This is a genomic window from Aeromonas sp. 600886 (assembly GCF_049174935.1).
Classification (GTDB): Bacteria; Pseudomonadota; Gammaproteobacteria; order Enterobacterales; family Aeromonadaceae; genus Aeromonas; species Aeromonas veronii_A.
This window is the reverse complement of record NZ_JAAKUB010000001.1, coordinates 386,744-411,367: the sequence shown is the minus strand read 5'-3', so window position 1 is coordinate 411,367 and position 24,624 is coordinate 386,744. Positions and strand designations below refer to the sequence as shown.

At 57.6% G+C, this 24,624-nt stretch carries 23 protein-coding genes and 1 pseudogene; 13 read left to right on the top strand and 11 right to left on the bottom strand.

Annotated elements, in window-relative coordinates; translation table 11 throughout:
• From G5179_RS01870 to rmf, 7 genes and pseudogenes are all read left to right on the top strand, one after another.
• Positions 1 to 243 (top strand): annotated as a pseudogene (locus G5179_RS01870) (IS3 family transposase); the annotation flags it as partial.
• 195 nt (positions 244 to 438) lie between these two features.
• On the top strand, positions 439 to 702 hold the full coding sequence (locus tag G5179_RS01865) for a type B 50S ribosomal protein L31 (RefSeq protein WP_058058151.1): 264 nt from the start codon (positions 439 to 441) through the stop codon (positions 700 to 702).
• Positions 703 to 828 carry a type B 50S ribosomal protein L36 gene (gene ykgO, locus G5179_RS01860; protein ID WP_076491682.1) on the top strand — a complete coding sequence of 42 codons (126 nt, stop codon included), beginning with the start codon at positions 703 to 705 and terminating at the stop codon, positions 826 to 828.
• A gap of 140 nt (positions 829 to 968) precedes the next feature.
• Positions 969 to 3,164 (top strand): bifunctional 23S rRNA (guanine(2069)-N(7))-methyltransferase RlmK/23S rRNA (guanine(2445)-N(2))-methyltransferase RlmL, encoded by a 2,196-nt coding sequence (rlmKL, locus tag G5179_RS01855; protein WP_421257754.1) that lies wholly within the window; start codon positions 969 to 971, stop codon positions 3,162 to 3,164.
• Entirely contained in the window at positions 3,164 to 3,394 is a 231-nt protein-coding gene (locus G5179_RS01850) for a glutaredoxin family protein (RefSeq protein WP_064336064.1), read from the top strand. The genes rlmKL and G5179_RS01850 overlap by 1 nt, the downstream gene beginning before the upstream one ends.
• Positions 3,395 to 3,468: 74 nt before the next feature.
• A complete protein-coding gene (locus tag G5179_RS01845) occupies positions 3,469 to 5,382 on the top strand; it encodes an ABC transporter ATP-binding protein (RefSeq protein WP_421257753.1) in 1,914 nt (637 codons plus the stop codon).
• A 158-nt stretch (positions 5,383 to 5,540) separates the two neighbouring features.
• A complete protein-coding gene (gene rmf, locus G5179_RS01840; protein WP_005315693.1) occupies positions 5,541 to 5,720 on the top strand; it encodes a ribosome modulation factor in 180 nt (59 codons plus the stop codon).
• A gap of 84 nt (positions 5,721 to 5,804) precedes the next feature.
• Here rmf and fabA read toward each other — a convergent pair whose 3' ends face one another.
• The 6 genes from fabA to G5179_RS01810 all read right to left on the bottom strand — a co-directional run bounded on the left by fabA (position 5,805) and on the right by G5179_RS01810 (position 12,145).
• The gene (fabA, locus tag G5179_RS01835) at positions 5,805 to 6,344 is read right to left on the bottom strand and encodes a 3-hydroxyacyl-[acyl-carrier-protein] dehydratase FabA (protein ID WP_196783564.1); all 540 of its coding nucleotides are present in this window, start codon (positions 6,342 to 6,344) and stop codon (positions 5,805 to 5,807) included.
• Positions 6,345 to 6,442: 98 nt separating this feature from the next.
• Positions 6,443 to 8,419: a Lon protease family protein gene (locus G5179_RS01830; RefSeq protein ID WP_421257752.1), complete on the bottom strand. Its 1,977-nt coding sequence runs from the start codon at positions 8,417 to 8,419 to the stop codon at positions 6,443 to 6,445.
• A 127-nt stretch (positions 8,420 to 8,546) separates the two neighbouring features.
• The gene (locus G5179_RS01825) at positions 8,547 to 8,987 is read right to left on the bottom strand and encodes a hypothetical protein (RefSeq protein ID WP_421255132.1); all 441 of its coding nucleotides are present in this window, start codon (positions 8,985 to 8,987) and stop codon (positions 8,547 to 8,549) included.
• A gap of 272 nt (positions 8,988 to 9,259) precedes the next feature.
• Positions 9,260 to 9,637: a hypothetical protein gene (locus G5179_RS01820; protein ID WP_421257751.1), complete on the bottom strand. Its 378-nt coding sequence runs from the start codon at positions 9,635 to 9,637 to the stop codon at positions 9,260 to 9,262.
• Positions 9,638 to 10,247: 610 nt separating this feature from the next.
• Positions 10,248 to 11,531, bottom strand: coding sequence for a tyrosine-type recombinase/integrase (locus tag G5179_RS01815; RefSeq protein WP_421257767.1), 1,284 nt, complete (start codon positions 11,529 to 11,531; stop codon positions 10,248 to 10,250).
• Between the two features lie 311 nt (positions 11,532 to 11,842).
• Complete coding sequence (locus tag G5179_RS01810) at positions 11,843 to 12,145, bottom strand: YebG family protein (RefSeq protein ID WP_005333111.1); 303 nt, start codon at positions 12,143 to 12,145, stop codon at positions 11,843 to 11,845.
• A gap of 170 nt (positions 12,146 to 12,315) precedes the next feature.
• Here G5179_RS01810 and G5179_RS01805 point away from each other — a divergent pair, with 170 nt between their 5' ends.
• Positions 12,316 to 13,191 (top strand): esterase/lipase family protein, encoded by an 876-nt coding sequence (locus G5179_RS01805; protein WP_421257750.1) that lies wholly within the window; start codon positions 12,316 to 12,318, stop codon positions 13,189 to 13,191.
• Positions 13,192 to 13,281: 90 nt separating this feature from the next.
• On the opposite strand, the gene G5179_RS01800 is transcribed toward G5179_RS01805, so the two are convergent.
• On the bottom strand, positions 13,282 to 15,255 hold the full coding sequence (locus tag G5179_RS01800) for an SDR family oxidoreductase (RefSeq protein ID WP_421257749.1): 1,974 nt from the start codon (positions 15,253 to 15,255) through the stop codon (positions 13,282 to 13,284).
• A 248-nt stretch (positions 15,256 to 15,503) separates the two neighbouring features.
• On the opposite strand from G5179_RS01800, the gene G5179_RS01795 reads away from it, so the two are divergent.
• The 4 genes from G5179_RS01795 to G5179_RS01780 all read left to right on the top strand — a co-directional run bounded on the left by G5179_RS01795 (position 15,504) and on the right by G5179_RS01780 (position 18,815).
• Positions 15,504 to 16,076: a phasin family protein gene (locus tag G5179_RS01795; RefSeq protein WP_005333118.1), complete on the top strand. Its 573-nt coding sequence runs from the start codon at positions 15,504 to 15,506 to the stop codon at positions 16,074 to 16,076.
• Positions 16,077 to 16,170: 94 nt separating this feature from the next.
• Entirely contained in the window at positions 16,171 to 17,358 is a 1,188-nt protein-coding gene (locus G5179_RS01790) for a patatin-like phospholipase family protein (RefSeq protein WP_421251660.1), read from the top strand.
• 1 nt (position 17,359) lies between these two features.
• Entirely contained in the window at positions 17,360 to 18,001 is a 642-nt protein-coding gene (locus G5179_RS01785; protein WP_421257748.1) for a TetR/AcrR family transcriptional regulator, read from the top strand.
• Positions 18,002 to 18,026: 25 nt separating this feature from the next.
• Positions 18,027 to 18,815 carry a hypothetical protein gene (locus G5179_RS01780; protein ID WP_058057033.1) on the top strand — a complete coding sequence of 263 codons (789 nt, stop codon included), beginning with the start codon at positions 18,027 to 18,029 and terminating at the stop codon, positions 18,813 to 18,815.
• Between the two features lie 109 nt (positions 18,816 to 18,924).
• Here G5179_RS01780 and G5179_RS01775 read toward each other — a convergent pair whose 3' ends face one another.
• Entirely contained in the window at positions 18,925 to 20,355 is a 1,431-nt protein-coding gene (locus G5179_RS01775; protein ID WP_005360484.1) for a wax ester/triacylglycerol synthase family O-acyltransferase, read from the bottom strand.
• 255 nt (positions 20,356 to 20,610) lie between these two features.
• On the bottom strand, positions 20,611 to 20,943 hold the full coding sequence (locus tag G5179_RS01770) for a polyhydroxyalkanoic acid system family protein (RefSeq protein ID WP_157160779.1): 333 nt from the start codon (positions 20,941 to 20,943) through the stop codon (positions 20,611 to 20,613).
• A gap of 259 nt (positions 20,944 to 21,202) precedes the next feature.
• On the opposite strand from G5179_RS01770, the gene G5179_RS01765 reads away from it, so the two are divergent.
• Positions 21,203 to 21,931: an FFLEELY motif protein gene (locus G5179_RS01765; protein WP_319920514.1), complete on the top strand. Its 729-nt coding sequence runs from the start codon at positions 21,203 to 21,205 to the stop codon at positions 21,929 to 21,931.
• A 99-nt stretch (positions 21,932 to 22,030) separates the two neighbouring features.
• Here G5179_RS01765 and G5179_RS01760 read toward each other — a convergent pair whose 3' ends face one another.
• Positions 22,031 to 23,476 carry a bifunctional 2-methylcitrate dehydratase/aconitate hydratase gene (locus tag G5179_RS01760; RefSeq protein WP_421257747.1) on the bottom strand — a complete coding sequence of 482 codons (1,446 nt, stop codon included), beginning with the start codon at positions 23,474 to 23,476 and terminating at the stop codon, positions 22,031 to 22,033.
• A 10-nt stretch (positions 23,477 to 23,486) separates the two neighbouring features.
• Entirely contained in the window at positions 23,487 to 24,614 is a 1,128-nt protein-coding gene (prpC, locus tag G5179_RS01755; RefSeq protein ID WP_201914712.1) for a bifunctional 2-methylcitrate synthase/citrate synthase, read from the bottom strand.
• Positions 24,615 to 24,624 lie beyond the last annotated feature (10 nt).

Sequence of the window (24,624 nt, the reverse complement as noted above, 5' to 3'; positions counted from 1 at the left end):
AGACTGCGACAACCTCGGGTGGGCACTCGCAAGCTGCATTATCTGCTGCAGGGTCAGGAGGATGGCGGGCTCAAGGTCGGGCGGGACAGGCTGTTTCAGATATTGGCCGAGCACCGCCTGCTAGTGCAACCTAAGCGGGCGTATCACAAGACCACCCACAGTTTTCACCGTTTCTACCGTCATCCCAACTTGCTCAAGGCGGCGCCAGAGCAGGTCACGCCGGTGGCCCCGGAGCAGGTGTTCTGACCCACGCAGTATCTTGGTCTTCCGTGCTGCAAGCATGGTGTCTCATTCTTGTTTCGTTCTGCTTGCCTAGTGCCTCCACCTCGCTATCAACACATCACTCACTGCTGCGATTTTCTACATACGACATTTTATGCTTGAAACGAGAGCTATTCTCACTTACATTTTGTTATAACATAACAAAATGGAGTTGCCATGAAACCTCATATTCACCCGGATTATCGTTTGGTGCTGTTCCATGACACGGCGGCAGATGCCTTTTTCCTGATCGGTTCAACCATCAAGAGCGATCGCCGCTACACGTGGCAAGACGGGAAGGAGTATCCCTATGTATCGCTCGATGTTTCCAGCCAGTCGCACTCGTTCTATACCGGCAAGCAGAAGCAGGTATCGAGCGAGGGGAGTGTGGCCCGATTCAACAAGCGCTTTGGCGCATTTTCAAGCAAGAAGGAGTCCTGAATGCAGGTCGTCTGTTCACTCAAATCCGCACGGGCGCGCCATCCTGATTGTCAGTTGGTGCGTCGTCGGGGCAAATTGTTCGTGATTTGCAAAAGCAATCCCCGTTTCAAGGCTCGCATGAGGTGATCCGCTAAATGATGTCTGGCCCCATGATCTCGCCATCGGGTAGTCATGGGGCCTTTTACCTTTATCGCCCCCTATCAATCTGTTTCCATCCTGCTGTTTGCGCCGACTTTTGCATGCTCCAGCCCGCCTGATGAGGTATAATGCGGCACTATTTTTATGGGTTCCCCGTGAGCGTGATGAAAGAATTTTTTGCAACCTGCCCCAAGGGGCTGGAAAACCTGTTGGCCGACGAGCTGACCACCTTGGGCGCAGAGCAGGTCCGTGAGACCGTGGCTGGCGTCCATTTCAAAGGCGAACTGGCGATTGGCTACAAGGCCTGCCTGTGGAGCCGTTTTGCCTCCCGTATCGTGCTGGTGCTGTCCGAATTCCAGATGAACGACGATCTGGATCTCTATCTGGGCGCCCACACCATTCCCTGGGAAGAGCACTTCTCCGGCACCTCTACCATCGCGGTGGACTTTACCGGCACCAACCCTGCCATTCGCAATACCCAATATGGCGCGCTGAAGATCAAGGATGCCATCGTCGACCGCTTCACCAAGCGCGGTCATGTGCGTCCAGATGTGGACAAAAAGTCGCCGGATATCCGCATCATGGCGCACCTGGGCAAGGGCAAGGCCAATATCACGCTGGACTTGTCGGGCCCGGCGCTGCACCAGCGTTTCTATCGTCAGGGCACCGGTGACGCACCGCTCAAAGAGAACCTAGCCTGCGCCATGATTGCCCGTAGCGGCTGGGCCGGTGAGCCCATGATGGACCCGATGTGCGGTTCCGGTACGCTGCTGATCGAAGCGGCCTTTATCGCCGCCGACATGGCGCCGGCGCTGCGTCGCGAGCGCTTCGGTTTCGATCGCTGGCTGCAGCATGATAGCGAGCTGTGGCAGAGCCTGATGATGGAAGCACAAGTGCGTGCCAAACGCGGCATGCAGCGTTGCGAAGTAAAACTGTTTGGTTGTGATGCCGACCAGCGCGTGCTCCTCAAAGCCCGTGATAACGCCAAAGCGGCAGGTGTGGCGCACCTCATCACCTTCAAGCAAGCCGATGTCACCAAGCTGGAAAACCCGCTGCCGATGCCTGCCCCTGTTGAAGGGGAAGAAGGTCAAGGGGAGGCCCGCCAGGTCGGTATGCTCATTTCCAACCCGCCTTACGGCGAGCGTCTTGGTGAATTCCCGGCGCTGCTGGAAGTGCATCAGGCCCTCGGCGATGCCCTGCGTCGCAGCTTCCAGGGGTGGAGAGTCTCCATTCTGTCCGCATCGCCCGAGCTGCTGAGCTGTCTGCGCCTGCGCGCCGACAAGCAATACCGCCTGTTCAACGGCGCCCTCGAGTGTCAGCTGCGCAATTATCAAATCGCACTGGACTCCGTGGCTTCCCAAAAAGAGGTCGCGCAGGACTTTGCCAACCGTCTGCGTAAGAATCTGAAAACCCTCGAGAAATGGGCCAACAAAGAGGGCATCGATTGCTATCGCATCTACGATGCCGACTTGCCGGAATACAACGCTGCCATCGACCGCTATCAGGACTATCTGGTGGTGCAGGAATATGCCGCGCCCAAGGACATCCCCGCCCAGAAGACCCGTCAGCGTCTGCTCGACATGGTGCAGGCCGCCATCAAGGTGACCGGCATGGACGGCGAGAAGGTGATCCTGAAGGTGCGTGAGCGTCAGGAAGGGAAACAGCAATATCAGAAGCTCTCCGAAGAGCAGCACCGGATGGAAGTGCAGGAGTACGGTGCCCGTCTATGGGTCAACCTCTACGACTATCTGGATACCGGTCTGTTCCTCGACCACCGTCAGACTCGCCGCATGCTGGGTCAGATGGCCAAGGGCAAGCGCTTCCTGAACCTGTTTGCCTACACCGGCAGTGCCACCGTGCACGCAGGTCTTGGCGGTGCCAGCGAGACCACCACAGTGGACATGTCCCACACCTACCTGAACTGGGCGCAGGACAACATGCGTCTCAACTCGCTGGTGGGCCGTCAGCACAAGTTTGTCCAGGCAGATTGCCTGAAGTGGTTGTCTGAAGCCGATGATCAGTACGACCTCATCTTCATCGATCCGCCCACCTTCTCCAACTCCAAGCGGATGGACGAGAGCTTCGACGTACAGCGCGATCACCTGCTGCTGATGCAGCACCTGAAGCGCCTGCTGGCGGCGGACGGCACTCTGGTCTTCTCCAACAACAAGCGTCACTTCAAGATGGATCTGGCCGGTTTAGAGGCCACTGGTCTCAAGGCCCAGAACATCACCCAGAAGACGCGCCCGAAGGATTTCGAACGTAATCAGCACATCCACAACTGCTGGATCATCACCCATGCGCCGGAGCAAGGCGAGGCGTGATGCTGACCCTGTTTCATACCGACGGTTGCCACCTGTGCGAGCAGGCCTGGGCGCTGGTGGAGGAGGCTGGTCTTGCCACCGCCACCCGCCAGTGCGACATCATGGATGATGAGCAGTGGCTTGCCGCCTATCGGGTGCGCATTCCTGTGCTGCGTGACGAAGCAGGCCGCGAGCTCGGTTGGCCCTTCACACTGGCCGAGCTCAAAAGCTGGGCCGCCCGTCAGGGGTGAGAGTGATTTGACGATAAAACGGGGGCAGACCCAGTCTGCTGCCCGTTTTTTTTCATATGAAATAAGGAACACACATGGCTCTTTTAACATTGCACGGTGCATGTCTGTCGTTCAGTGATTTCCCACTGCTCGACAATGCCGAACTGACCATCGAGCGGGGCGAGCGCCTCTGTCTGGTTGGCCGCAACGGAGCTGGCAAGTCCACCCTGATGAAGGTCATTGCAAGTGAATTGCCGCTGGACGACGGCCGCCTGGTGCTGCAACAAGATTTGAAAGTGACCCGCCTTGAGCAGGATCCGCCTGCTTCCAGCGAGTTGACGGTGTTTGACTATGCCGCCGAAGGGTTGGCGGGGGTGGGGGAACTGCTCAAGCAGTACCACCACATCTCCATGGAGCTGGCGAGCGATCCGTCAGATGCCAACATTCGCAAGATGAGCGAGTTGCAAGAGCAGCTCGATTATCAGAATGGCTGGCAGTTCGAGACCCGCATCAGTCAGGTGTTGACCCTGCTGGGACTGGATCCCGACGTGACCCTCGACAGCCTCTCCGGCGGCTGGCTGCGCAAAGTGGCGCTGGCCCGTGCGCTGGCTTGCGATCCCGACTTGTTGCTGCTCGATGAGCCGACCAACCACCTTGATATCGAAGCCATCAACTGGCTGGAAGATTTCCTCAAGGATTTTCGCGGTGCCATCGTCTTTATCTCTCACGATCGGGAGTTCATCCACAAGCTGGCAACCCGGATCATCGATCTCGATCGCGGCGCCATCACCTCCTGGCCGGGCAACTACGACGAGTACCTGCAGGGGAAAGAGGAGTGGCTGCGGGTCGAAGAGCTCAAAAATGCCGAGTTCGACCGCAAGCTGGCCCAGGAAGAGGTATGGGTTCGTCAGGGTATCAAGGCTCGCCGTACCCGTAACGAAGGCCGGGTGCGCGCCCTCAAGGCGATGCGCATGGAGCGTACCCAGCGTCGTGAACTGCAGGGCAAAGCCAAGCTGCAACTCGACGAGGCGAGCCGCTCCGGCAAGCTGGTGTTCGAGACTGAAGGGCTGGGGCTGGACTTTGGCGATCGCACCCTGTTCAAGGGGCTCGATCTGCAAGTGCTGCGCGGCGACAAAATTGCGCTGGTCGGCCCCAATGGCTGCGGCAAATCGACCCTGATCAAGCTGTTGCTGGGTCAGCTTGAGCCAACCCGCGGCACCGTCAAGGGGGGTACCAATCTGGAGGTGGCCTACTTCGATCAGTACCGCGAGCAGCTCGACCCCGAGCAGACCGTGGTGGACAACGTCGGGGAGGGCAAGCAGGAGGTGATGGTGCGTGGCCGCTCACGTCATATCCTCGGTTACCTGCAGGACTTCCTGTTCGAGCCCAAGCGGGCCCGTACGCCGGTCAAGGCGCTCTCCGGTGGCGAGAAGAACCGGCTGCTGCTGGCCAAGCTGTTCCTCAAGCCCAGCAACCTGCTGATCCTCGATGAACCGACCAATGATCTGGATGTGGAAACGCTGGAGCTGCTGGAAGAGCTGCTTTCCGACTACCCCGGTACCCTGCTGCTGGTGAGTCACGATCGTCGCTTTATCGACAACACAGTGACCGGCTGCTGGCTGTTTGAAGGGGATGGCCGCATCAGCGATTACGTGGGCGGTTACGCCGATATGATGGCGACCCGCGAACAGCAGAATGCCCAGCAACAGGCCAGGAGTGCACCGGTCAAGGCGCCCGAGCCGGTCGTTACCGCCGCGCCAGAAGCGCCGAAGAAAAGCAAGAAGCTCTCCTACAAGCTGCAGCTTGAACTGGAAGGGTTGCCTGCTCGTCTTGAGCAGTTGGAAGCCGAGCTGGATGCGCTGCAAAACGAGATCAACCAGCCCGGGTTCTTCTCGCTGCCGGCAGATAAAACCCAGCCGAAACTCGATGCGCTCAATGCCGCTGAAGGCGCGCTGGAGCAGGCATTTGCTCGCTGGGAAGAGCTGGAAGGACTCAAAAATCAGGAGTAAGTTCCCTGTAATTAAAACTTAATCCAGTTCAGTGCCTTGTGTCACATAGCCCGGTTAGGGTGGAAGTTTTTGTTTGACCGAGTGCGCTCGCAGGAGTAAAGATGAAAGCGACCGATGCAGAATTGGTCGCTTTTTTTGTTCCACGAAGAGGGTCGTAGATGATGAAGAGACAGAAGCGGGACCGTCTGGAAAGAGCTCGTGCTCGTGGTTATCAGGCTGGCGTGGTCGGCAAACAGAAAGAAGCGTGTCCGTATCAATGCCTGGATGCCCGAGGGCATTGGCTTGGTGGTTGGCGTGACGCCATGGAAGGGCGGGGCTCAGGCCTCTTCATGAAGTAGCAGGTACTTCATCACTCATTACAAAAGGAAAGGGGCCGTTGTGGCCCCTTTGCGTTAATGCTGTTTTACCACCAATCAGAGAGATCAGAATGCGGTGGTATCTTTGAACAGGCCCACTTTCAGGTCGGTGGCGCTGTAGATCGGACGGCCGTCAACTTCGACCACACCATCAGCAATCCCCATCACCAGCTTGCGGTTGATGACGCGCTTGAAGGTGATCTTGTAGGTCACTTTCTTGGCTGTCGGCAGGATCTGGCCGGTGAATTTCACTTCACCTACGCCCAGAGCACGACCCTTGCCGGGGCCACCTTTCCAGCCAAGGAAGAAGCCGACGAGCTGCCACATGGCGTCCAGACCGAGACAGCCAGGCATCACAGGATCACCCGGGAAGTGGCAATCGAAGAACCAAAGATCCGGAGTAATGTCGAGCTCAGCCAGGATCTCGCCCTTGCCGTGTTCGCCGCCGTTGTCATTGATCTTGACGATGCGGTCCATCATCAACATGTTGGGGGCAGGCAGCTGACTGTTACCCTCACCAAACAGTTCGCCACGGCTGCAAGCCAGCAGCTCTTCACGGGTAAAAGAGTTCTTGCCCTGTTCGCACAGGGAAAGGCGGGCTTCCATGGTGGTATTGTCTACGGTCACGCGGTATTTCCTTCAAATGGGTCAAAGCTGGGCCAATTTAGCTTACAGTTGTTCGCTAAACAACTCCGATCACTTCATCAGCGGCCAAACAGGCGCCCCAGCAGGGATTGCAGCAGTCCGACTTTGGCAGTGGAGCCGTTCAACTCGTCCAACCGCTCCTGAATACGGCCAAACAGGGTATCGGGCATATCAGGCTCACCGGCGACACAGCCAGTCAGCAACTCGATGGCCTCTTCCACATGATCCACCGGGTGGATGTGGAACTGGCCCGCTTCAACCGCTGCAATCACCTCGTCAGAGAGGTTTAGCTGCTGGATGTTGGTGCCCGGCAAAATGATCCCTTGCTTGCCGGTAATGCCGTGGATTTTGCACACCCGGAAGAAGCCTTCAATCTTCTCGTTGACGCCACCAACGGCCTGCACATTGCCAAACTGATCGACCGCACCGGTCACGGCGAAGTGCTGATAGATAGGCTGGCGGGCGAGGGCAGAGAGCAGGGCACACAAGCCGGTCAGTGAGGCACTGTCGCCATCAATTTCGTGGTAAGACTGCTCGAACACCAGATTTGCCGACAGGGGGGAGGGGTTCTCTGCACCAAATTTGTTGGAGAGATAGCCGTGGATAATCATCATCGCCTTGGCGTGGATATGACCGGCCAGCTCCGCTTTGCGCTCGATATCCGCCACATCGCCATCACCAAGGTGTACGGTCGCGGTGAGGCGCACCGGCTCACCGAAGTCATAAGGGTGACCGGAGACCTGAATGACAGACAGGCCGTTGATCTGGCCAATCTCTTCGCCATCGGTTTGCAGCAGGATCTGGCCGTCGATAACCCCCTGATCGGACTGCTCAACCAGATAGTTGAGGCGGTAATCCTGCTCTTCCAGTGCGCCGCGAATATGCTCGTCGGTGACCACATCAGATTCCAGCTCCCGGGCCAGACTGTCAGCCATCCGCATGATGGCGGAGAGTTGCACTTCGGAGAGCGACAACCACTCCTGATGGTCACAGAGGCGGCTGGCATGACGACAAAGGGCGGCGAGGGCGGCTGGCGTGAAGTCCAGCAGACTCCAACGCTGGCGCAGCCAGGCCAGGTACTGCAGAAATTCCTGCAGATCCTCTTCAATATTCACCTCTGACACCAGATCCGCGCGCAGGAAGATGCGCTCGGACATATCCCGATCCAGCATCTGGAACTCGGCCACGTCCAGTCGGTCACCGACCAGGATCAGCTTTAGCTTGATAGGGGTTGCTTCAGGCGCGAAGAAGGGGGTCAGGGTTTTCCCTTCCTGATAAGCGTTCCAGTCCAGCTCGCCTTTTTGCATGGCATTTTTCAGTTTGAACCAGAGGTGCGGCTGATCCAGCAGCTCGTCCAGTTGCAAAATGAGGTAGCCGCCGTTGGCTTCGCGCAGCAAGCCAGGCTCCAGCAGGTGCTGGTTAGCATACACAGAGCCTTGCTCGGTCTGGTAGTTGATGGAGCCAAACAGGGTATCCCAGTTGAGATCACGTCCATAAATCACCGGCGCTTCCTGCGCTTCGTGGTGGATCAGCAGGTTGATCAGAATGGGGTGCTGGAACTCCAGACCCAATGCCACGTGAGCTGCCAAATCGGAGAGGAAATCATCGATTTTCGGATCATTGTTCTGCTTGCGCATGATGCGGGTCACGATGCGTTCGGCATCGAGATGGTGGCTAAGCAACTTGAGCAGCTCGCCAACCATTTCGCAAAACTCAACGCCGGTGCCCGGTTGCAGGCGCAGCCAGATAGGCTTGTAGGGGTTGTTCAGATTCTCGGTGTAGCAGAGATCAAACAGGTCACCATCCTTGCCATTGGAGTCGGCAATCAACGTTTGGCAAACGCCTTCGTAATCTGCGCCGGGGAACCCGTTGAGCAGCATGACCGGACAGTCACCATCAAAACTGGCAAGACGTTTGATGCCGGAAATGGCTCTGGGTTGCAGCGCAGCAAAGGGGATAGGTTCAAGCTCGCCAAGCTTGGGGAACTGTTCAATCGCAAAAGCGGGTTTTAATTGTTCTGATGTTAATTCAGCCACTTAAGACATCCGGTCGAAGATAGGATCAATTGTTGCCATTATACACAGTTCAATAAGTGGTGACAGGAAACAAGATACCAAATTTAACATAATATACATTATGCGCAGTCAGGCTTAGGGGTATCAGTCAGGCAGGTTGAATCACACATGGGCCGTCAGCCATTGCTATCACCATAGCTACGGTGCCATCACGCTTTGCATCAACGACCCATACTTGCGTTGCGGATGGTTCTTCAATGTGGAGAACTGCTAAGTGCACATCCAGCAACTCGTATACAGCATCGATTGCTGCAGGCAAGTCATTGCACAACTGATGAAGCTGCGGATCCTTGCCCCAAGGGTTTATCGTGTGCAGATATTTACCGAGCCGGGCGTAGAAGTTTTCAAAGCGTTTTCTCGTCATATACCCCGTTGTTTTGCGACCAACATGCAAGCTTCCATCTGGCTGACGAATTGCTGGGACAACTGGTATTGGATAAAAATCAGGGTTGATCGCAGCTAACGAGGTCATGATCTTTTGGGCATGGTAGTGATCGCCAATTTTCTTTATGTCTATGAAGGTCTTCATAACGGTTTTCACTGGGCGCAATTGAAGAAAAAGCAATGGCCTCCATTGCTTTTCGCATCTGCAAAATCGCACTGTCAACCTGAACTCTATCTTGAAAATTATTGCTATTTTTCATTAGCTTATCAGCGGAACCTAGATGATAGAGCACTTCAGTCATCATCTCACGATAGATAATGTCGGGCTGTCTTTTAGCTTTTGCCATGTCACGTTACCTTGTCGTTTTTACAGATGCCGATAACCGTGTTTATCGGCATCTAATGAGAAAAGCTCCATTACCAACCGGTTACAGTGCTTGGGATCTGTAAAGCAGCACCTTGCTCTTCTCGGACACTTGAATCCTTTGGTAGCTCTACGGCAACAGTGAACTTTACCCTGCTAGTTTGCTGATATACGTCGTTCCCTTGGGTCTTTCCACCAAGGCTCAAAACGTTGATCACTGACAGCCTAGCCCTTGCTTCTGATTGCTGACTCTCAGTTACAACAAGCGCAACATCAAAATCTATATTGGTAAGACGTGGAGATCTTGATGATGATGCAATGTGATCATGAGGGTTCACTCGCCCTCCCAGGCTGGCAACATTATCAGACGCATTGGATACGCCTCTGGCTATTTGTTGAATAGCCGATTGAACAAATTCCTCTAGCTGCATCACGATACCTCGAGTCAGATTCTCTATTGAGCGGCATGCTCCATACGGATATTGGGGCTATTGCTTGCAAACCAAGCCTTTACTGACAAAAACCTTCTTGTGAGAGATAACACCCCTCCCCTGTGGCTGGTGTGAGCATGGCTCTGTCTGGGAATTACCCCGTATTACTACCCGGGGGGCTTGAACAGCTGTCGCCCTGATAGATTTACTGGCATGTGATATGGCTGCGGTGATCGTTGTTCACCACAGAATAATGACGATTGCCCGCAGGGATTTCGCTATGAGAGTCCCCTCCCCTGTGACCAGTGTATTAAGGCAATCACAAGGAGCAAGGGGCTGGAATATTGGTGACAAATCAATGGAATTGAACAAGGCCCCTATCTGGCGATAAAGGCCTTGTGGTACGCGAATCAATTAAATCAGGCGGCCCAACCGGCGCTTTCATTTTGGCATGGGGTGCTGGTCAGGCTCTGGTTCCTGACTACTCCATGGTTCCTTGAACCGATTGCCATCCCGGATCAGTAAAAATAACCGCACCTGCTTGGATGAGACATTAATGACTCAAGGCTTGTTCTAAAGATGAACAGTAAAGTTCAGGGTAATGTCTCACTTATCGTGAATCTTTAGGAATGTCATCTCTCACTTCGTTACTTAATCTGTCCAACGGTTTTTGCTGCGCACTCTCATGACGTTCGCTGTTGCTGGTATGGAGATATTTCGAGGTGGTGTCGATGCTGTCATGGCCGGCATCGGCCTGTACGTGGGAGAGCGGCCGCCCGTGCAGATTGATGTCATGGGTGATCCCGGTATGGCGGATCGCATGGGGAGAGAGTTGCCGCATTTCGGCTGCATCCTGGACAAATCCATCCTGCTCTGCCAATTCTGCGCCTTTACCGATGATCACCATGATTAAATCCCGTAACTGGCGAATACCGAGATTGGCGTTTAGCTCGCCCTGCTCGCGGCCGTGGGCTGCCGCTCTATGACGAACGAACAGTGGCGTCTGTTCATCCGGTGTCGGCAAGGGAGAGAGACCGAGGAAACGGCGGTAGCGTTCGAGTGCCGCCAACAGTGCTTGGGATACCGCCACGGTACGCCGTTTACCCCCTTTGCTTTGAGGAATAAAGTAGCCCCAGACGCCGGTTTTGCGATCCCGCCTGAACTGCCCCATCACAGGGGTAAAGCCAGGCCGGGCAGCAACCTCAGAGATCCGCAGATAGCAGGCGTACATCAGAATGGTGAGAAAACGGCTGCGCTCATGCTGCTCCGGATGGTCGTTGGCAAGGGTATCGGCGGCCTGCATCACGTATGACCACTGCAACTCGCTGAAGGCCTGCACCTGATCATCGGCCTCCAGCTGTTGCGGCCGTTTGACCCGCTGCAGCAGCAGAGCGGGATTCCTGTCCATGTACTCCTCCTGGATCAGAAACTGGAAGAAGGCCGACAAGATGGCGAGTTTGGTCTTCATCGCCTGCTCGCTCAGGCGATAGGGCAAGGTGCGGCCCAGATCCCGCTTGCCGAGAAACGGTCGCCATTGCGGATTGGGCAACCGCTCTCCCCACTCCTTGTCGAGGATAAACTGCGCCACGTTGCGATAGGCGATCAACCCGTCAGGGGGGGACTGACAGTAGTCGAGATAGCGGATCATGATGCGGCGAGTGAGATCTTTCGGGCTGATGGCCGCCTCGCGAAAGCACCAGTGCAAAAAAGTGGTCAGTTCGCTGCGATAGGTTTTGTAGTTGTTTTCGCTGTTGCGCTGCTCCAGCAGCCAATCGACCGCCAGTTCGTAAACCAGACCGGCATCGGGTACATCGTTGAGGCTGAGGTTGGCAAGGTACTGATTGACCTGCGGATTGCCAGCTTCCAGATAGATAAGACTGTCAAACAGCGGCATGGCTGGCGGCAAAGATAATGGGTGTTGAGTCATGGTGTTGCTTGTTGATGATAAGATGAGTCGATATGAGCCTGTGAGCCGAGTTGCTAGAAAAGGGCTCGTGATAGATGAATGCGGCTTCTGTTGGGATTTTTACTGCCTCTTGTTGTTGCTGATTAAGTGTCGCTCAGTGGTGCACGCTATTTAGTTATGCATTGGATATGCACCTTCGTTAAAAAATTCTCGGGGTAAATAGCCGTAAAAATGGTTTTAAATGCAAATAAAGTGAATGCAGCGAGCTGTTTATCCCGAGAAATAGCAGGCTTGGGCAATCAGGCCACCTGCTTTAGTGGCTTCTCCTTGCGCTTGGCTGCTGGGGCCTCTTCCTCTTTCGTGCCTGCCTGAACCTTGCCGCCGCGCAGCAGGGTTTGCAGCACATCACGCTGCTCTGCCAGGTAGAATGCCAGACTCTCTTGCTGCTCTGGCGCCAACTCGATCGGGGCTCCAGCCAACAGGGTCATCAACTCGTCGGCCGTATCCAGCAGCTTGTCATAGGCATCGGCCTCTTTTTTGCTGGCAAAGGTCATTTTTTCCACTCCCCCACGAACAACCACATATTTGATCTCGACAGCCATGATGGCCTCCTCTTGGTGATGATGGATAGAGTATATGTATGGATATACAGTATTGCAAATAACCTCACCGGAAAAGAGTTCGCCGGGGTTTAGCGACAAAAGCCGCGCTGGATCAAGCTGTCTCAAAGTGCCATTTGACTTCCACGCCTGACTGGTCGGATCATGGCCTTATGACGATCGTACGACACCTGTTTATCCTGCTGATGGTAGAGGTGCTGCTCCTCGGGAGTATCGCCCACTTGGTCGTGGGACTACCCTGGCTGCTGACCCTGCTGTTTGTGGTGTTTGCCCTGCTTGGGTTGCGCTGTCTGGTGGTGCTCGGCAGCTGGCTGTTTACCCGCTTCTACCCCTCCCCGGCTATCGGCCCCTGGCGCAGGGTGAAGATGATGGCGCAGGAGATGCTGGCCTACCTCTACACCTTCACCTTGTTGCTACCGTTCGAGCCTTTGCTGATGGCACCTGATCGGCTGCGTCCATGCCAGCGCCCCGTATTGCTGGTGCATGGTTACGGTTGCAGTCGCGGGATCTGGCGTACCCAGCGCACCCGACTGGAGACCGCAGGCCATGTGGTCGCCACCATTACCCTGATGCCACCATTTGGTCATATCGATGAGATGGTGCCGCTATTGGCCAAGCGAATTGACGATGTGCTTGCGCAAACCGGGGCTGACAAGCTAGTGCTGGTCGGTCACAGCATGGGCGGACTGGTCTGCCGCGACTATCTAGCTCTCCATGGGGGTGACAAGGTCGCACGCCTGATCACGCTGGCCACCCCCCATCAGGGCAGTCAGCTTGCCGCTCTTGGGCTTGGGGCCAATGCCCGCGAGATGGAGCCCGGTTCCGGCTGGTTGCAGCGTTTCGCCTCTGTTCCTCTCTGCGTACCCGGCATCTCGGTGCGCACCAGTCACGACAATGTGGTGATGCCGCAGGAGCGGCAACGATTGGCGGGAATGGAAGATATCGAGTTGCCTGCCATTGGCCATCTCTCTCTGCTCTACTCCCTTCGCACGACTGATCTGCTGCTTGATCTGCTGTCCCGAGTCTGACCCGCCTTATTCGTCCTTCAACTGTTATTCCAAATAAAACAGGGGCTTGATTGCTCAGGCCCCTGTTGATCTCTTTATCCCATCATCCGGTTAGAAGTGTATCCCCTTGATCAGGGTCGAGACGGCAACTTGATCGGCGGTCGCCTTGGACTTGTCGCCATCCTTGGGATCGGCAAAGGTGCGGAAGCTGGTGTTCATGATCACCTGCGCAACGCGAGGTGCCAGGGCATGCACCACCTGACCGAATACCCCGAGACGAGTGGCCAGTCGCACATGCTTGTTGATGATGGTATCGCACACCAGATCGGCCGCCTCTTCCGGCGTCATCATCGGTACCTGCTCATAGACCTTGGTCGGCGCGACCATCGGCGTTTTCACCAGCGGCATATTGATGATGGAGAAGCTCACCCCCTTGTCGGCAAACTCGGAGGCGGCAGTCCGCACCCAGGCATCGAGGGCCGATTTGGAGGCAACATAGGCGGAGAAGCGCGGCGCATTGGTCAACACCCCGATGGATGAGATGTTGATGATGTGCCCTTTTTTCTTCTCAATCATGGTGGGCAGCACCCCCATGATCACCTTGAGCGCACCAAAGTAGTTGAGCTGCATGGTGCGCTCCAGATCGTGGAAGCGATCGAAGGAGTCCTCGATGGAGCGGCGGATGGAGCGGCCGGCATTGTTGACCAGAATATCGACGCCGCCGTGATCGGCCACGATGCGAGCGGTGATCTCCTCGGCTTGCGCCAGATTGGCGAGATCCCCCTGATAGATCTCGATGGTCAGCCCCAGCTCGGCAAACTCAGCTTTAGTCTCGGCAATCTTCTGCTCGTCGCGCGCGATGGTAACGACGTTGGCCCCTGCCCCCGCCAGCTTGCGTGCGGTTGCTCGGCCAATGCCGGAGGTGGCCCCGGTCACCAGCACCACCTTGCCCTCTACCCGACCACGCAAGGAGCGATCGATGAAGAGCTCCGGGTCGAGGTGACGCTCCCAGTAATCCCACAGCCGCCAGGCGTAGCTGTGCAGTGGTGGCACTTCGATACCGGTCCCTTTCAGTACTCGCTGGGTTTCGCGACTGTCGAAACGGGTGGGATAACTGATAAGGCGGAACACATCCTTGGGCAGACCCAGATCGGCGATGGCGGCATCGCGGATGCGGCGCACCGGCGCCATGGTCATCAGCATGGCGGTCAGGTGGCGGGGAATGAAATTAAAGAGAGAGGCATTGATGCGGATCGCAGGCTCCGGCGCATGGGCGGCGCGGGAGAAGGTGCTCAGCATGTCGCCGACCCGCATCGGGTTGGGGTCGGTCAGGTGGAAGGTCTTGTTCTCCTCGCCCTCTTGATGGGCGATATGCACCATGGCATCGACCACGAAGTTGACCGGCACGATATTGATGCGCCCGCCCTCAACCCCGATGGCTGGCATCCAGGGCGGCAGCAGACGGCGCAGCTTCTGAATGGTCTTGAAGAAGTAGTAAGGGCCGTCGATCTTGTCCATCTCGCCGGTATTGGAGTCACCGACAACGATCCCCGGTCGATAGACTCGCCACGGAACTGTGCACTCGTTTCGCACAATCCCTTCCGCTTCGTGCTTGGTCTGGAAGTAAGGCATGTCGAGGTGTTCGGCCTCATCGAACATGTCCTCGCGAAACAGACCGTCAAACAGGCCCGCTGCAGCGATGGAGCTGCAGTGGTGGAACTGCCCCGCCCCCAGCCGCTCGGCAAGTTGAACAGCCTGACGGGTCCCTTCGGTGTTGACCTGCTGCTGGATCCCCGCCTTGGCGTTGAGATCATAGATGGCAGCCAGATGGAAGAAGTGGTCGATCTTGCCGATCAACTGCTCCTGCATCTCGACCGATACCCCCAGCAGCGGTTGTGTCATGTCGCCAAAAACCGGGACTGCGCGCGATTCATCCACATTCCAGAATGAGAACAGCTCTGGCAATTTCTCCTGATGAGAGGCGCGCATCAGAAAATAGACGGTACAGTTGGGATGCTGTTGGAATAACTTTTTGATCAATCGACGCCCGATAAAACCACTACCGCCAGTAATGAAATAGTTCATAAAGAGAATCCTGCTACTGATTAGGGTGTTACTAGGTTGTTAGATATATCACGATTCATATGGGAATCTGCAATTTGATTGTCGGTTCGTGAGCAAACCCTAATTTCGGTGGTGTGCCTGTTCCGTTATTAGGTAGAACCCTCTATTTTTTGTCCCTAGACTGAAGTCGAAAAATCAGTAATGCCACAACCCGATTGCAGTTTCGTTGTCGCCATTACATTTAACTGTCGTTATTCAAGGAGAAGATCATGGCTAAGAAATTGAAAGCGCTGGCAGGGTCAGTGACCGACAACCAACTCACCTCCACCATCAAGGAGTCCACCCAGCAGATCTGGTTGGCGGGTCTGGGTGCCTATGCCAAGGCGCAGGAAGAGGGTGGCAAGATCTTTGAAGCCCTGGTGCAGGAAGGGGAAGCATTGCAGGCCAAAACCCGTCAGAGCGCAGATGAGAAGATTGCCGCTGTGACCGACAAGACCGCCAATACCTGGGGTCGTCTGGAGCAGGTGTTTGAAGATCGCGTGGCCCGCGCTGTGGCCAGCCTCGGCATTCCGACCCGCAAGGATATCGACAAGCTCTCCAAGCGCATGGCCGAGCTGACCGATGTAGTCCAGCAACTGCTGGATGCGCAGGAAGAGGAAGCCCCTGCCGCTGAAGCCAAACCGGCTGCCGCCAAAAAGCCCGCTGCCCGCAAGCCTCCGGTAAAGAAGGCGCCGGTAGCCAAGGCTAAAGAGGCCGTGGTTGAGCAGGCCGCCGATCTCCTCTCCGCCGCTGAAGATGCGGTGAAAGAGGTGAAAGCCAAAGCAGAGAGCGTCCTGCCCTGATCCCTCGCGGTGACGGAAGGTGATTGATACCGGCCCATGCCCTGCGCTGGGCCGGTCTTGTCATGGTGAATGTCATGGATAGAGAGGCGACGCTATGAGTACCATCGCAATTGCCCTTGCTGGCGGCGGGCCGCTCGGCGGCATCTACGAGATCGGTGCCTGCGCAGCCCTCTCTGACAGCATCAACGGCCTGCGCCTTGACCATGCCGATATCTATGTCGGCGTCAGTTCGGGGGCCGTGGTGGCATCGGCGCTGGCCAACGGCATCTCGCCGGCTAAGCTGGTGCGGATCCTGCTCAGCGATGATTCGGGGGAGATGTTTGACCCGGCCACCTTGCTGCGCCCCGCCTTTCGTGAATATGCCGACCGCCTGACCTCGATCCCGCCACTGGCGTGGCAGAGCCTGACCTACTATCTGGCGGCGCCCTGGAAGCGCAGCCTGTTTGAATCGCTGCAGGGGCTCTCCAAGGCCATTCCGACCGGACTGTTCGACAACCGCGGGGTGGATCGCACCCTGACCCAGTTTTTCTCTCGTCCCGGCCGCAGCAACGATTTCCGCCAGTTGCGCAGTCGACTGTTTGTGGTAGCCACCGAACTCGACACCGGTCATCCGGTCGCCTTCGGCAGCTCGGGGCTCGATGATGTGCCCATCTCGGCGGCGGTACAGGCGTCAGCCGCCCTGCCCGGTCTCTTTCCGCCCTCCTTGATCAACGGTCGTTACTATGTGGACGGGGCGCTGATCAAGACTCTGCACGCTTCAGTAGCGCTGGAAGAGGGGGCGGATCTGGTGTTCTGCATCAATCCGCTGGTGCCCTATGATGCGGACATGGCCGCCGGCGCGCCCACCAATCTGGTAGACAGCGGTCTGCCGGTGGTGCTGGCCCAGACCTTTCGCGCCATCATCCACTCCCGCATGCATGTGGGGATGGATCGCTACAAACACCAATATCCCGACGCTGACGCATTGCTGTTTGAGCCCTCTTCTGCCGATGGCGAGATGTTCTTCACCAATGTGTTCAGTTATCGGGATCGCCGCCGTCTCTGCGAGCACGCTTACCAGCATACCCGCCGCGATCTCTGGCAGCGCCGTGACGAGCTGGCGCCGGTGCTGGCCAAGCATGGCCTCGAGCTCAATCTGGCTGCGCTGGCCGATGAAGATCGCACCCTGCTGGCCCCCGGCATTGGCTCAGTCGCCGCCCTCGACAAGTCGCTGGAGCAGTTGCAGCACTGGCTTGCCAAACGCTATCGCCACGGCGTGCGCCGTTCATCACCAAAGGAGTAGCATGGATCGCAAACCCAAACGCCGTACCCGGGAGCGGATCCTGACCACTGCCCTCGCCTGCTTCAATCGACAAGGGGAACCCTGCGTCACCACCTCGGCCATTGCGGCCGAGATGGAGATCAGCCAGGGCAATCTCTACTACCACTTCCACAACAAGGAGGAGATCGTCAACGCCCTGTTCTGCGAATTTGAACAGCAGATGGATCGCCTGCTGGAGGCGGTCAGCACCCCGTCCGATGAGCCAGAAGATATCTGGCTCTTTCTCCACCTGATGTTTGAAGCCATCTGGCAGTACCGTTTCCTCTACTACGATATCGCGACCCTGATGAGTGGTTATCATCAGGTGGAACAGCGCTTTTCCGCCCTGCTGCGCCGCCAGGAGCAGACCGCCATCGCCATTTGCAACCATCTGCAAACGGCTGGGCTGATGGAGGGCACGGCGCAACAAATGCGCACGCTGGCAGCCAATGTGGCGCTGGTGGGCACATTCTGGATCTCTTACCAGCGGGCACTGCACCCCAAGGCGGACGCCGATATCGCCCTCGGCGTCTTTCAGGTGATGCAGCTGGTCGCACCCTATTTGCGGGCCGATGCCCGCGCTCATCTGGGCGCCCTCGCCCACCACTACACCGACAAGGTTTGATTCACATGCTACAGGGAGAACAAGCATGACCACTTCACAACTCGAATTTGTCCCCTTCCCCTACGCGGATGCGGCCTATGAGTATGCTGGCCAGAAGCTGGCGGACAACTGGGATCGTCTCCATCAGGGGGATGCCGAACCCTGGCCCGAGGATGAGCAGGTACAGGATGCCTGGCGAGCCTATCATGCCGGGGATTTTGCCCGGGCCGTCGCTCTTGGTGAAGCGGCCGGTGAGGCGGGCCTCAATGTGGCGAACAAAGCGCTGGTGATCCATGCCAGCTATCTGCTGGAAGACAAGTATGCCAAGCGCGCCGCCTTCGAGCGGGCGGCCAGCCATGCCGAGAAGCTGCAAAAACGCCAGCCCAAGAACGCCAACGCCTGGTATTTCCACGCGCTGGCCCTCGGTCGCTACAGTCAGGTCATTTCCATCTCCAAGGCCCTCTCGCAAGGAATTGGCGACAAGATCAAGGCAAGCCTTGAGAAGGCGCTGGAGCTGGCGCCAGATCACGCCGAGGCCCATATTGCCTTTGGCGCCTGGCACGCGGAGATCGTCGACAAGTTGGGGGCCATGATCGGCGGCCTTACCTATGGCGCCAAGAAGGAGGAGTCCGAGCGTCACTTCAAGGAGGCGCTGGCGCTGATCCCCGAATCGGCTATCGCCCGCATGGAGTACGCCAACGCACAGGTGATGCTGCACGGCAAGAGCCGTCTGAAAGCGGCCGAAGCCCTCTATGCCGAAGCGGCCGAGTGCGAACCGATGGATGCCATGGAGCGCCTTGATGTAGAGGCGGCGCGCGAGGAGCTGGAGGATTAACCGCCATTCCTACCGCTAAGAAAAACAAAAGGCCAACCCGCGGGTTGGCCTCTTTTATGATGGATGCTGACCGGTTGGCTACGCCGTCACCGGTCGCTCAAGTGCACACTCAACCCAGCAGCGCATCAAGGCCGTTCGGGTCAAACAACAGCTCCGGCTCCATCAGAACCAGCAACAGCAGTTGCTCGAACTCCACCGCAAACCGCTCGACCACCCGATCCGGATCCGGTACCAGCTTCTTGTCGGTGATAAGGCCCAGCTGCACCTTGTGATCGTAAGAGAGGATGGAGACGCCGACGCCGATATCCCCCGATTGCGGCACCCAGAACAGCGGCTGACGCAATTTTGCTCCAGCCAGATAGAGGGTCTGCTGCGGGCCGGGCACATTGGTGATCACCGCGCTGGCCTTGGCCGTGAGCAGCTCGACGGCCTGCTGCTGCACCGCATTGGGGGCCATGCCAAGGGCATGTAACAGGTTGAGCACTACCACGGGTTGTAGCGAGGTGCGCAGCGCCTGCATCCGGTCACGTACGGTATAGAGCCGCTGCAACGGGTGTTCAACATCCAGTGGCAAGTCCAGGGCCACCAGCCCGAAGCGGTTGCCAAGTGCCCCCTCATCGTCCGGTGCACGCATATTGACCGGCACCAGGGCGCGGATCTTGACCTTGTTGGCATCATCCCCCTTCTCCTGCAGGTAGTGGCGAAACGCCCCTGCGGTGGCGGCGATCAGCAGATCGTTGACCGAGCAGCCCAGTACCTTGCCCACAGCCTTGATATCCGGCAGATCAATTTGTTCCGACCAGGCCACCCGCTTGGTGCTGGTGGTCTTGCCCCGCAGGCGGCAGGGAGAATCATCACCGAGGGTGGCGATATTGCACAGCTCGCTCGCCACATCCCGCCCGGTCTTGAGGTAATCCACCGCCTTGGTGGGATGGGTGACCACTTCGACATATTTGGACCAGAGGCTACCGGTCAGCTTGAGGCCGGCCCGCACCAGACGGCTGCCCTGGTGGCAATCCTCATCATCCTCGTCATCGCTGTCATCCAGTGGCTCCGGTGACGGTGGTCGCGGCGCCCCTTCCGGGGTGTTATCCATCATGGTCAGCATGGCCCGCACCAGCGAGAAGCCGTCGCCCATGGCGTGGTGAATGCGCACCACCAGCGCTTGCCCACCCAGCGACGTGTCGGTCAGGTGCATATCCCACAGGGGGCGCTGGTGGTTGAGCGGCGTCGAGGCGAGATCGGCCACCAGCTTCTCCAGCTCCAGCTTGCCCGCTTCACCCGGCAGGATCACACGCTTGAGGTGCTGATCGAGATCGAAATCGGGATCATGGCGCCAGTAGTAGGAGCCCCCCTCCAGCACGGCCCGCTGGTGGAAGCGGGGTTGCACCGAAATGGTGTGGCGCAATCCGGCCCGCAGACGCGCTTCATCAAGCTCTCCTTCAAACATCAGGACACCGATGATCTGCATCAGGTTGTTGGGTCTGTCCATGCGTAACCAGGCGGTATCGACGCAGGAGATAAATTCACTCAGTGGCATGGTTGTTTCCCTACAAAATGAATTTACCGAGGCGGCAAATTGCTCCTGCCCTCATATCCGGATGAAGACTTGATGCAATCAGAATGACATTAATGAGTGCCGACTCGAAATATGAAATAAAGATGAAAGATTACTTAAAAAATAGAATTGAGACCTCGCCGAATAATAAATCTGACAAACTATATGGCTTGCCAACTTATTTCAAACAGCCATCGTTTACAGCTGGTTTATTTAAAACCAGTGCAACGAAGAGTTTCAAACACGTTTGGGGCAAGGTAAGCGATTGTCGACATAATCGAGGATCTCCTGCTCCAGTACGCTGCGTACAGGCAACATCATCAAACCAAGATGCACTTCCAGTTCCAGGGTATCTTCGTCCAGGGTGAGAGTGCCATGTACCCCTGAGCCGCGAAAACGAAGCTCGGTCTCCTCTTCATCTGCCCATTCGCAATCGAGTTGATAGCTCTCGCTCATGTCCGCAGCGATGGCTTCGGCCGCGATCCGGGCGGCGGCCAATCCCAGCGGATGCTGACGGCTGATCTGGATGGTAGAGAGTGCGCTGCTGCCAGCGAGCGAGTTGAAGAACATGGTCGTTACTCTGGGTCATAAGTTAGTTATTGATATTAAACACATGTTCACAACAAATGAAAGGATGGTTCACATAAATGGGACTCACTTAACAGAGTCGAGAGGGATGCAGGCCATCAGCGGGGCATGGCATTTATTCCCTCCCCCGTGCGCGCTACACTTGTCACGGAACCTTCAGCAAAAGCTGCTTGTTTTTCATTCACTTGTATCTTCGTATCACCCAATTCCCATCAATGGGCCCAAGGCCAGAGAGCTGTAGATGACGCATCAAGAACATGCCCACGACGACGATAGCACCCTGGGTCGGCTATACCGCCAGCTCAAGCGGGTTGCAGCCTTGCGCGAGCAGATGCGTGCCCACCCGGAAGATCAGCAGGATCGGGATCGGCTACGCCAGTGGCAGGCCGACCGGTTGGGGCGAACCCATCGTGATCTGCTGGAGAGTGACCGCTACGGCCCTGCCGCCGAGTTTTTCCTGACCGATCTCTATGGCCCGGGGGATTGTGCCCGCCGCGATGCGGACGTGATGCGGGTGATGCCGACCGCCGAGCGGTTGTTGCCGGAGTCCGGTCTCAAGGTGCTGGCGCAGGCGATCGAGCTAGACGCTCTCTCCGAAGAGCTGGATTACCTGATGGTGGTGGCGCTACGGCGCATTGATGGCATTGCTCCCATCACACCGGACCATTACACCATCGCCTATCGTGCCGTAGGTGAACAGGCGCGCCGGGAACATCAGATTGCGCTGGTGAGCGAGCTTGGCATGACGCTGGACAGGCTGGCGAGAAAACCACTGCTGGGGGCGACCCTCAAGCTGGTGTCAGGTCCCGCCCATCTGGCGGGGCTTGGCGAGCTCTTCTCCTTTGTCGAGCGTGGTTATCAGGTGTGTCATCAGATGGGGTGTGCCAACGAGTTTCTCGAAACCATCGCCAGTCGCGAGACGGCCATCATGACGGCGCTTTTTAACGGCGACAGCCGTGTGCTGGGGTGAGGCTTATCGAGGGATAAGCCGCCAGAATAACAAAGCGGGCCGATGAGCCCGCTTTTCGTTTATCACTGTTTGCCGATATGTTGGCCAATGCAAGACCGGTCAGATCACCAGCAGATCCATAAAGGCGTGTACCGGGGTGGCGGCAAGACGCGGCCCATCCTGACAGAGGGCCAGAATGTCGCTGACCCGTTTGGCCGGGAAGCGGGTGGCCAGATTGTGTTGGAATTTCTCCACCAGCAGCGGGATCCCCTCCTCCCGACGGCGACGATGGCCGACCGGGTACTCCACCTCCACCTTGGCAGTGTGAGTGCCGTCCTTGAAGAAGATCTGGATGGCGTTGGCAATGGAGCGCTTGTCCGCCTCCAGATATTCGCGGCTGTAGCGTTTGTCCTCCTGCACCACCATCTTGCTACGCAGCGCGTCGATGTGGGGATCGGCCGCCACGTCATCCTCGTAATCCTCGGCTATCAGGCGCCCAAAGATGAGCGGCACCGCCACCATGTACTGCAGGCAGTGATCCCGATCGGCCGGGTTATTGAGGGCACCCACCTTGCTGATGATGCGAATGGCCGACTCATGGGTGGTGAGTTCGATGCGGTCGATCTCATCCAGCCGCCCCTTCACCTGACCGTGCAGTTTCATGGCGCACTCGACCGCGGTCTGGGCATGGAACTCGGCGGGATAGGAGATCTTGAACAGCACGTTCTCCATCACATAGCTACCGTACCCCTGATGCAGGGCGAACTGGTTGCCCTTGAACAGCACATCGTAGAAGCCCCACTTGGGGGCGCTCAGCACACCGGGATAGCCCATCTCGCCGCTCATGGTGATAAGGGCGAGGCGCACTGCGCGAGAGGTGGCATCCCCCGCCGCCCAGCTCTTGCGCGACCCCGCATTGGGGGCGTGACGGTAGGTACGCAGGCTCTGGCCATCGACCCAGGCCTGGGAGACCGCATCGATCACCTGATCACGGGTGCCACCCAGCATGTGAGTCACCACGGCGGTGCTGGCGACCTTGACCAGCACCACGTGATCGAGACCGACCCGGTTGAAGGAGTTCTCCAGCGCCAGCACCCCCTGAATTTCGTGGGCTTTGACCATGGCCATCAGCACATCGCTCATGGTGAGCGGTGCCTTGCCCTCTGCCACGCGAGTACGGGAGAGCCAGTCGGCGGTGGCCAGAATGCCGCCCAGATTGTCGGATGGGTGACCCCACTCGGCGGCCAGCCAGGTGTCGTTGTAGTCGAGCCAACGTATGATGGCGCCGATATCCCAGGCCGCCTTGACCGGATCGAGGCAGAGCTGGGTACCGGGCACCCGGGCGCCGTGGGGTACGAGGGTGCCGGGTACGATGGGGCCAAGGTGTTTGGTGCACTCGGGAAAGCGCAGGGCCAAGAGGCCACAGCCCAGCGTATCCATCAGGCAGTAGCGGGCGGTGTCGAGAGCCGCCTCGCTGGTAATGGGGTGGTTGCAGACATAATCGGCAATATCGACCAGCACCTGATCGGGGTCTGGTCTGTGGTTGACGTCGACGTTGGCGGACATCGTGACTTCCTTATCGTTGTTGTAGAGAGACAAAGTGACGGGGGGCCGGGCCGACATAATCGGCGCTCGGACGGATGATCCGGTTGTGCTCGCGCTGCTCCATCACGTGGGCGCACCAGCCGGTGACCCGCGAGCAGACGAAGATGGGGGTGAACAGCTTGGTCGGGATCCCCATGTAGTGATAGGCGCTGGCATGGAAGAAGTCGGCGTTGGGAAAGAGCTCTTTCTCCTCCCACATCACCTTCTCCGCCTCGCAGGAGACGCGGTAGAGGCGATCATCGCCCACAGCCTCGGCGAGCTTGGCCGACCACTCCTTGATGATGACGTTGCGCGGATCAGACGTGCGGTAGATTGCGTGGCCAAAGCCCATGATCTTCTCCTTGGCCGCCAGCTTTGCCAGCAGTTCGCGCCTTGCCTGCGTCTCGTCTTGCCAATGTTCGATCATCGCCATGGCCGCCTCGTTGGCGCCGCCGTGGAGCGGGCCGCGCAAGGTGCCGATGGCGGCAGTGATACAGGAGAACATATCGGAAAGGGTCGAGGCGCAGACTCGCGCAGCAAAGGTGGAGGCGTTGAACTCATGCTCGGCGTAGAGGATGAGGGAGACATGCATCACTCGGCGCTCCAGCTCGCTCGGCGCTTTCTGGTGCAGCAGTGCGAGGAAATGGCCACCGATACACTCTTCATCGGTATCGAGGGCGATGCGAATTCCCTCGTGACTGAACTTGTACCAGTAGATCAGAATGCCCGGGAAGGCGGCCAGCAGCCGATCCGCCACTTCATGTTCATGCTCGAAGCCATCTTCCGGCTCCAGATCGCCGAGCATGGAGCAGCCGGTGCGCAGCACATCCATGGGGTGGGCATCGGCGGGAATGCGCTCCAGTACCTCCAATAGCGGCTGGGGCAAGGTGCGCAGGCGACGCAGCTCGCGCTTGTAGGCGTCAAGCTGCTGCTCACCGGGCAACTCCCCCTTGAGCAGCAGATAGGCGACCTCCTCGAACTGGGCGCTGTCGGCCAGCTCCTTGATGTCGTAACCGCGATAGGTAAGACCGGTGCCACTCTTGCCCACGGTGCAGATACTGGTCTCCCCTGCGCTTTGGCCGCGCAGACCGGCCCCGCCCAACGGTTTTTGCTGTCCCATAAGCTGCCTC

Coding starts and splice junctions, on each gene's coding strand:
- G5179_RS01865 (WP_058058151.1), top strand. CDS start 439: ATGAAACCTCATATTCACCCGGATTATCGTTTGGTGCTGTTCCATGAC.
- ykgO (WP_076491682.1), top strand. CDS start 703: ATGCAGGTCGTCTGTTCACTCAAATCCGCACGGGCGCGCCATCCTGAT.
- rlmKL (WP_421257754.1), top strand. CDS start 969: ATGCGGCACTATTTTTATGGGTTCCCCGTGAGCGTGATGAAAGAATTT.
- G5179_RS01850 (WP_064336064.1), top strand. CDS start 3,164: ATGCTGACCCTGTTTCATACCGACGGTTGCCACCTGTGCGAGCAGGCC.
- G5179_RS01845 (WP_421257753.1), top strand. CDS start 3,469: ATGGCTCTTTTAACATTGCACGGTGCATGTCTGTCGTTCAGTGATTTC.
- rmf (WP_005315693.1), top strand. CDS start 5,541: ATGATGAAGAGACAGAAGCGGGACCGTCTGGAAAGAGCTCGTGCTCGT.
- fabA (WP_196783564.1), bottom strand. CDS start 6,344: ATGGAAGCCCGCCTTTCCCTGTGCGAACAGGGCAAGAACTCTTTTACC.
- G5179_RS01825 (WP_421255132.1), bottom strand. CDS start 8,987: ATGAAGACCTTCATAGACATAAAGAAAATTGGCGATCACTACCATGCC.
- G5179_RS01820 (WP_421257751.1), bottom strand. CDS start 9,637: ATGCAGCTAGAGGAATTTGTTCAATCGGCTATTCAACAAATAGCCAGA.
- G5179_RS01815 (WP_421257767.1), bottom strand. CDS start 11,531: ATGCCGCTGTTTGACAGTCTTATCTATCTGGAAGCTGGCAATCCGCAG.
- G5179_RS01810 (WP_005333111.1), bottom strand. CDS start 12,145: ATGGCTGTCGAGATCAAATATGTGGTTGTTCGTGGGGGAGTGGAAAAA.
- G5179_RS01805 (WP_421257750.1), top strand. CDS start 12,316: ATGACGATCGTACGACACCTGTTTATCCTGCTGATGGTAGAGGTGCTG.
- G5179_RS01800 (WP_421257749.1), bottom strand. CDS start 15,255: ATGAACTATTTCATTACTGGCGGTAGTGGTTTTATCGGGCGTCGATTG.
- G5179_RS01795 (WP_005333118.1), top strand. CDS start 15,504: ATGGCTAAGAAATTGAAAGCGCTGGCAGGGTCAGTGACCGACAACCAA.
- G5179_RS01790 (WP_421251660.1), top strand. CDS start 16,171: ATGAGTACCATCGCAATTGCCCTTGCTGGCGGCGGGCCGCTCGGCGGC.
- G5179_RS01785 (WP_421257748.1), top strand. CDS start 17,360: ATGGATCGCAAACCCAAACGCCGTACCCGGGAGCGGATCCTGACCACT.
- G5179_RS01780 (WP_058057033.1), top strand. CDS start 18,027: ATGACCACTTCACAACTCGAATTTGTCCCCTTCCCCTACGCGGATGCG.
- G5179_RS01775 (WP_005360484.1), bottom strand. CDS start 20,355: ATGCCACTGAGTGAATTTATCTCCTGCGTCGATACCGCCTGGTTACGC.
- G5179_RS01770 (WP_157160779.1), bottom strand. CDS start 20,943: ATGTTCTTCAACTCGCTCGCTGGCAGCAGCGCACTCTCTACCATCCAG.
- G5179_RS01765 (WP_319920514.1), top strand. CDS start 21,203: ATGACGCATCAAGAACATGCCCACGACGACGATAGCACCCTGGGTCGG.
- G5179_RS01760 (WP_421257747.1), bottom strand. CDS start 23,476: ATGTCCGCCAACGTCGACGTCAACCACAGACCAGACCCCGATCAGGTG.
- prpC (WP_201914712.1), bottom strand. CDS start 24,614: ATGGGACAGCAAAAACCGTTGGGCGGGGCCGGTCTGCGCGGCCAAAGC.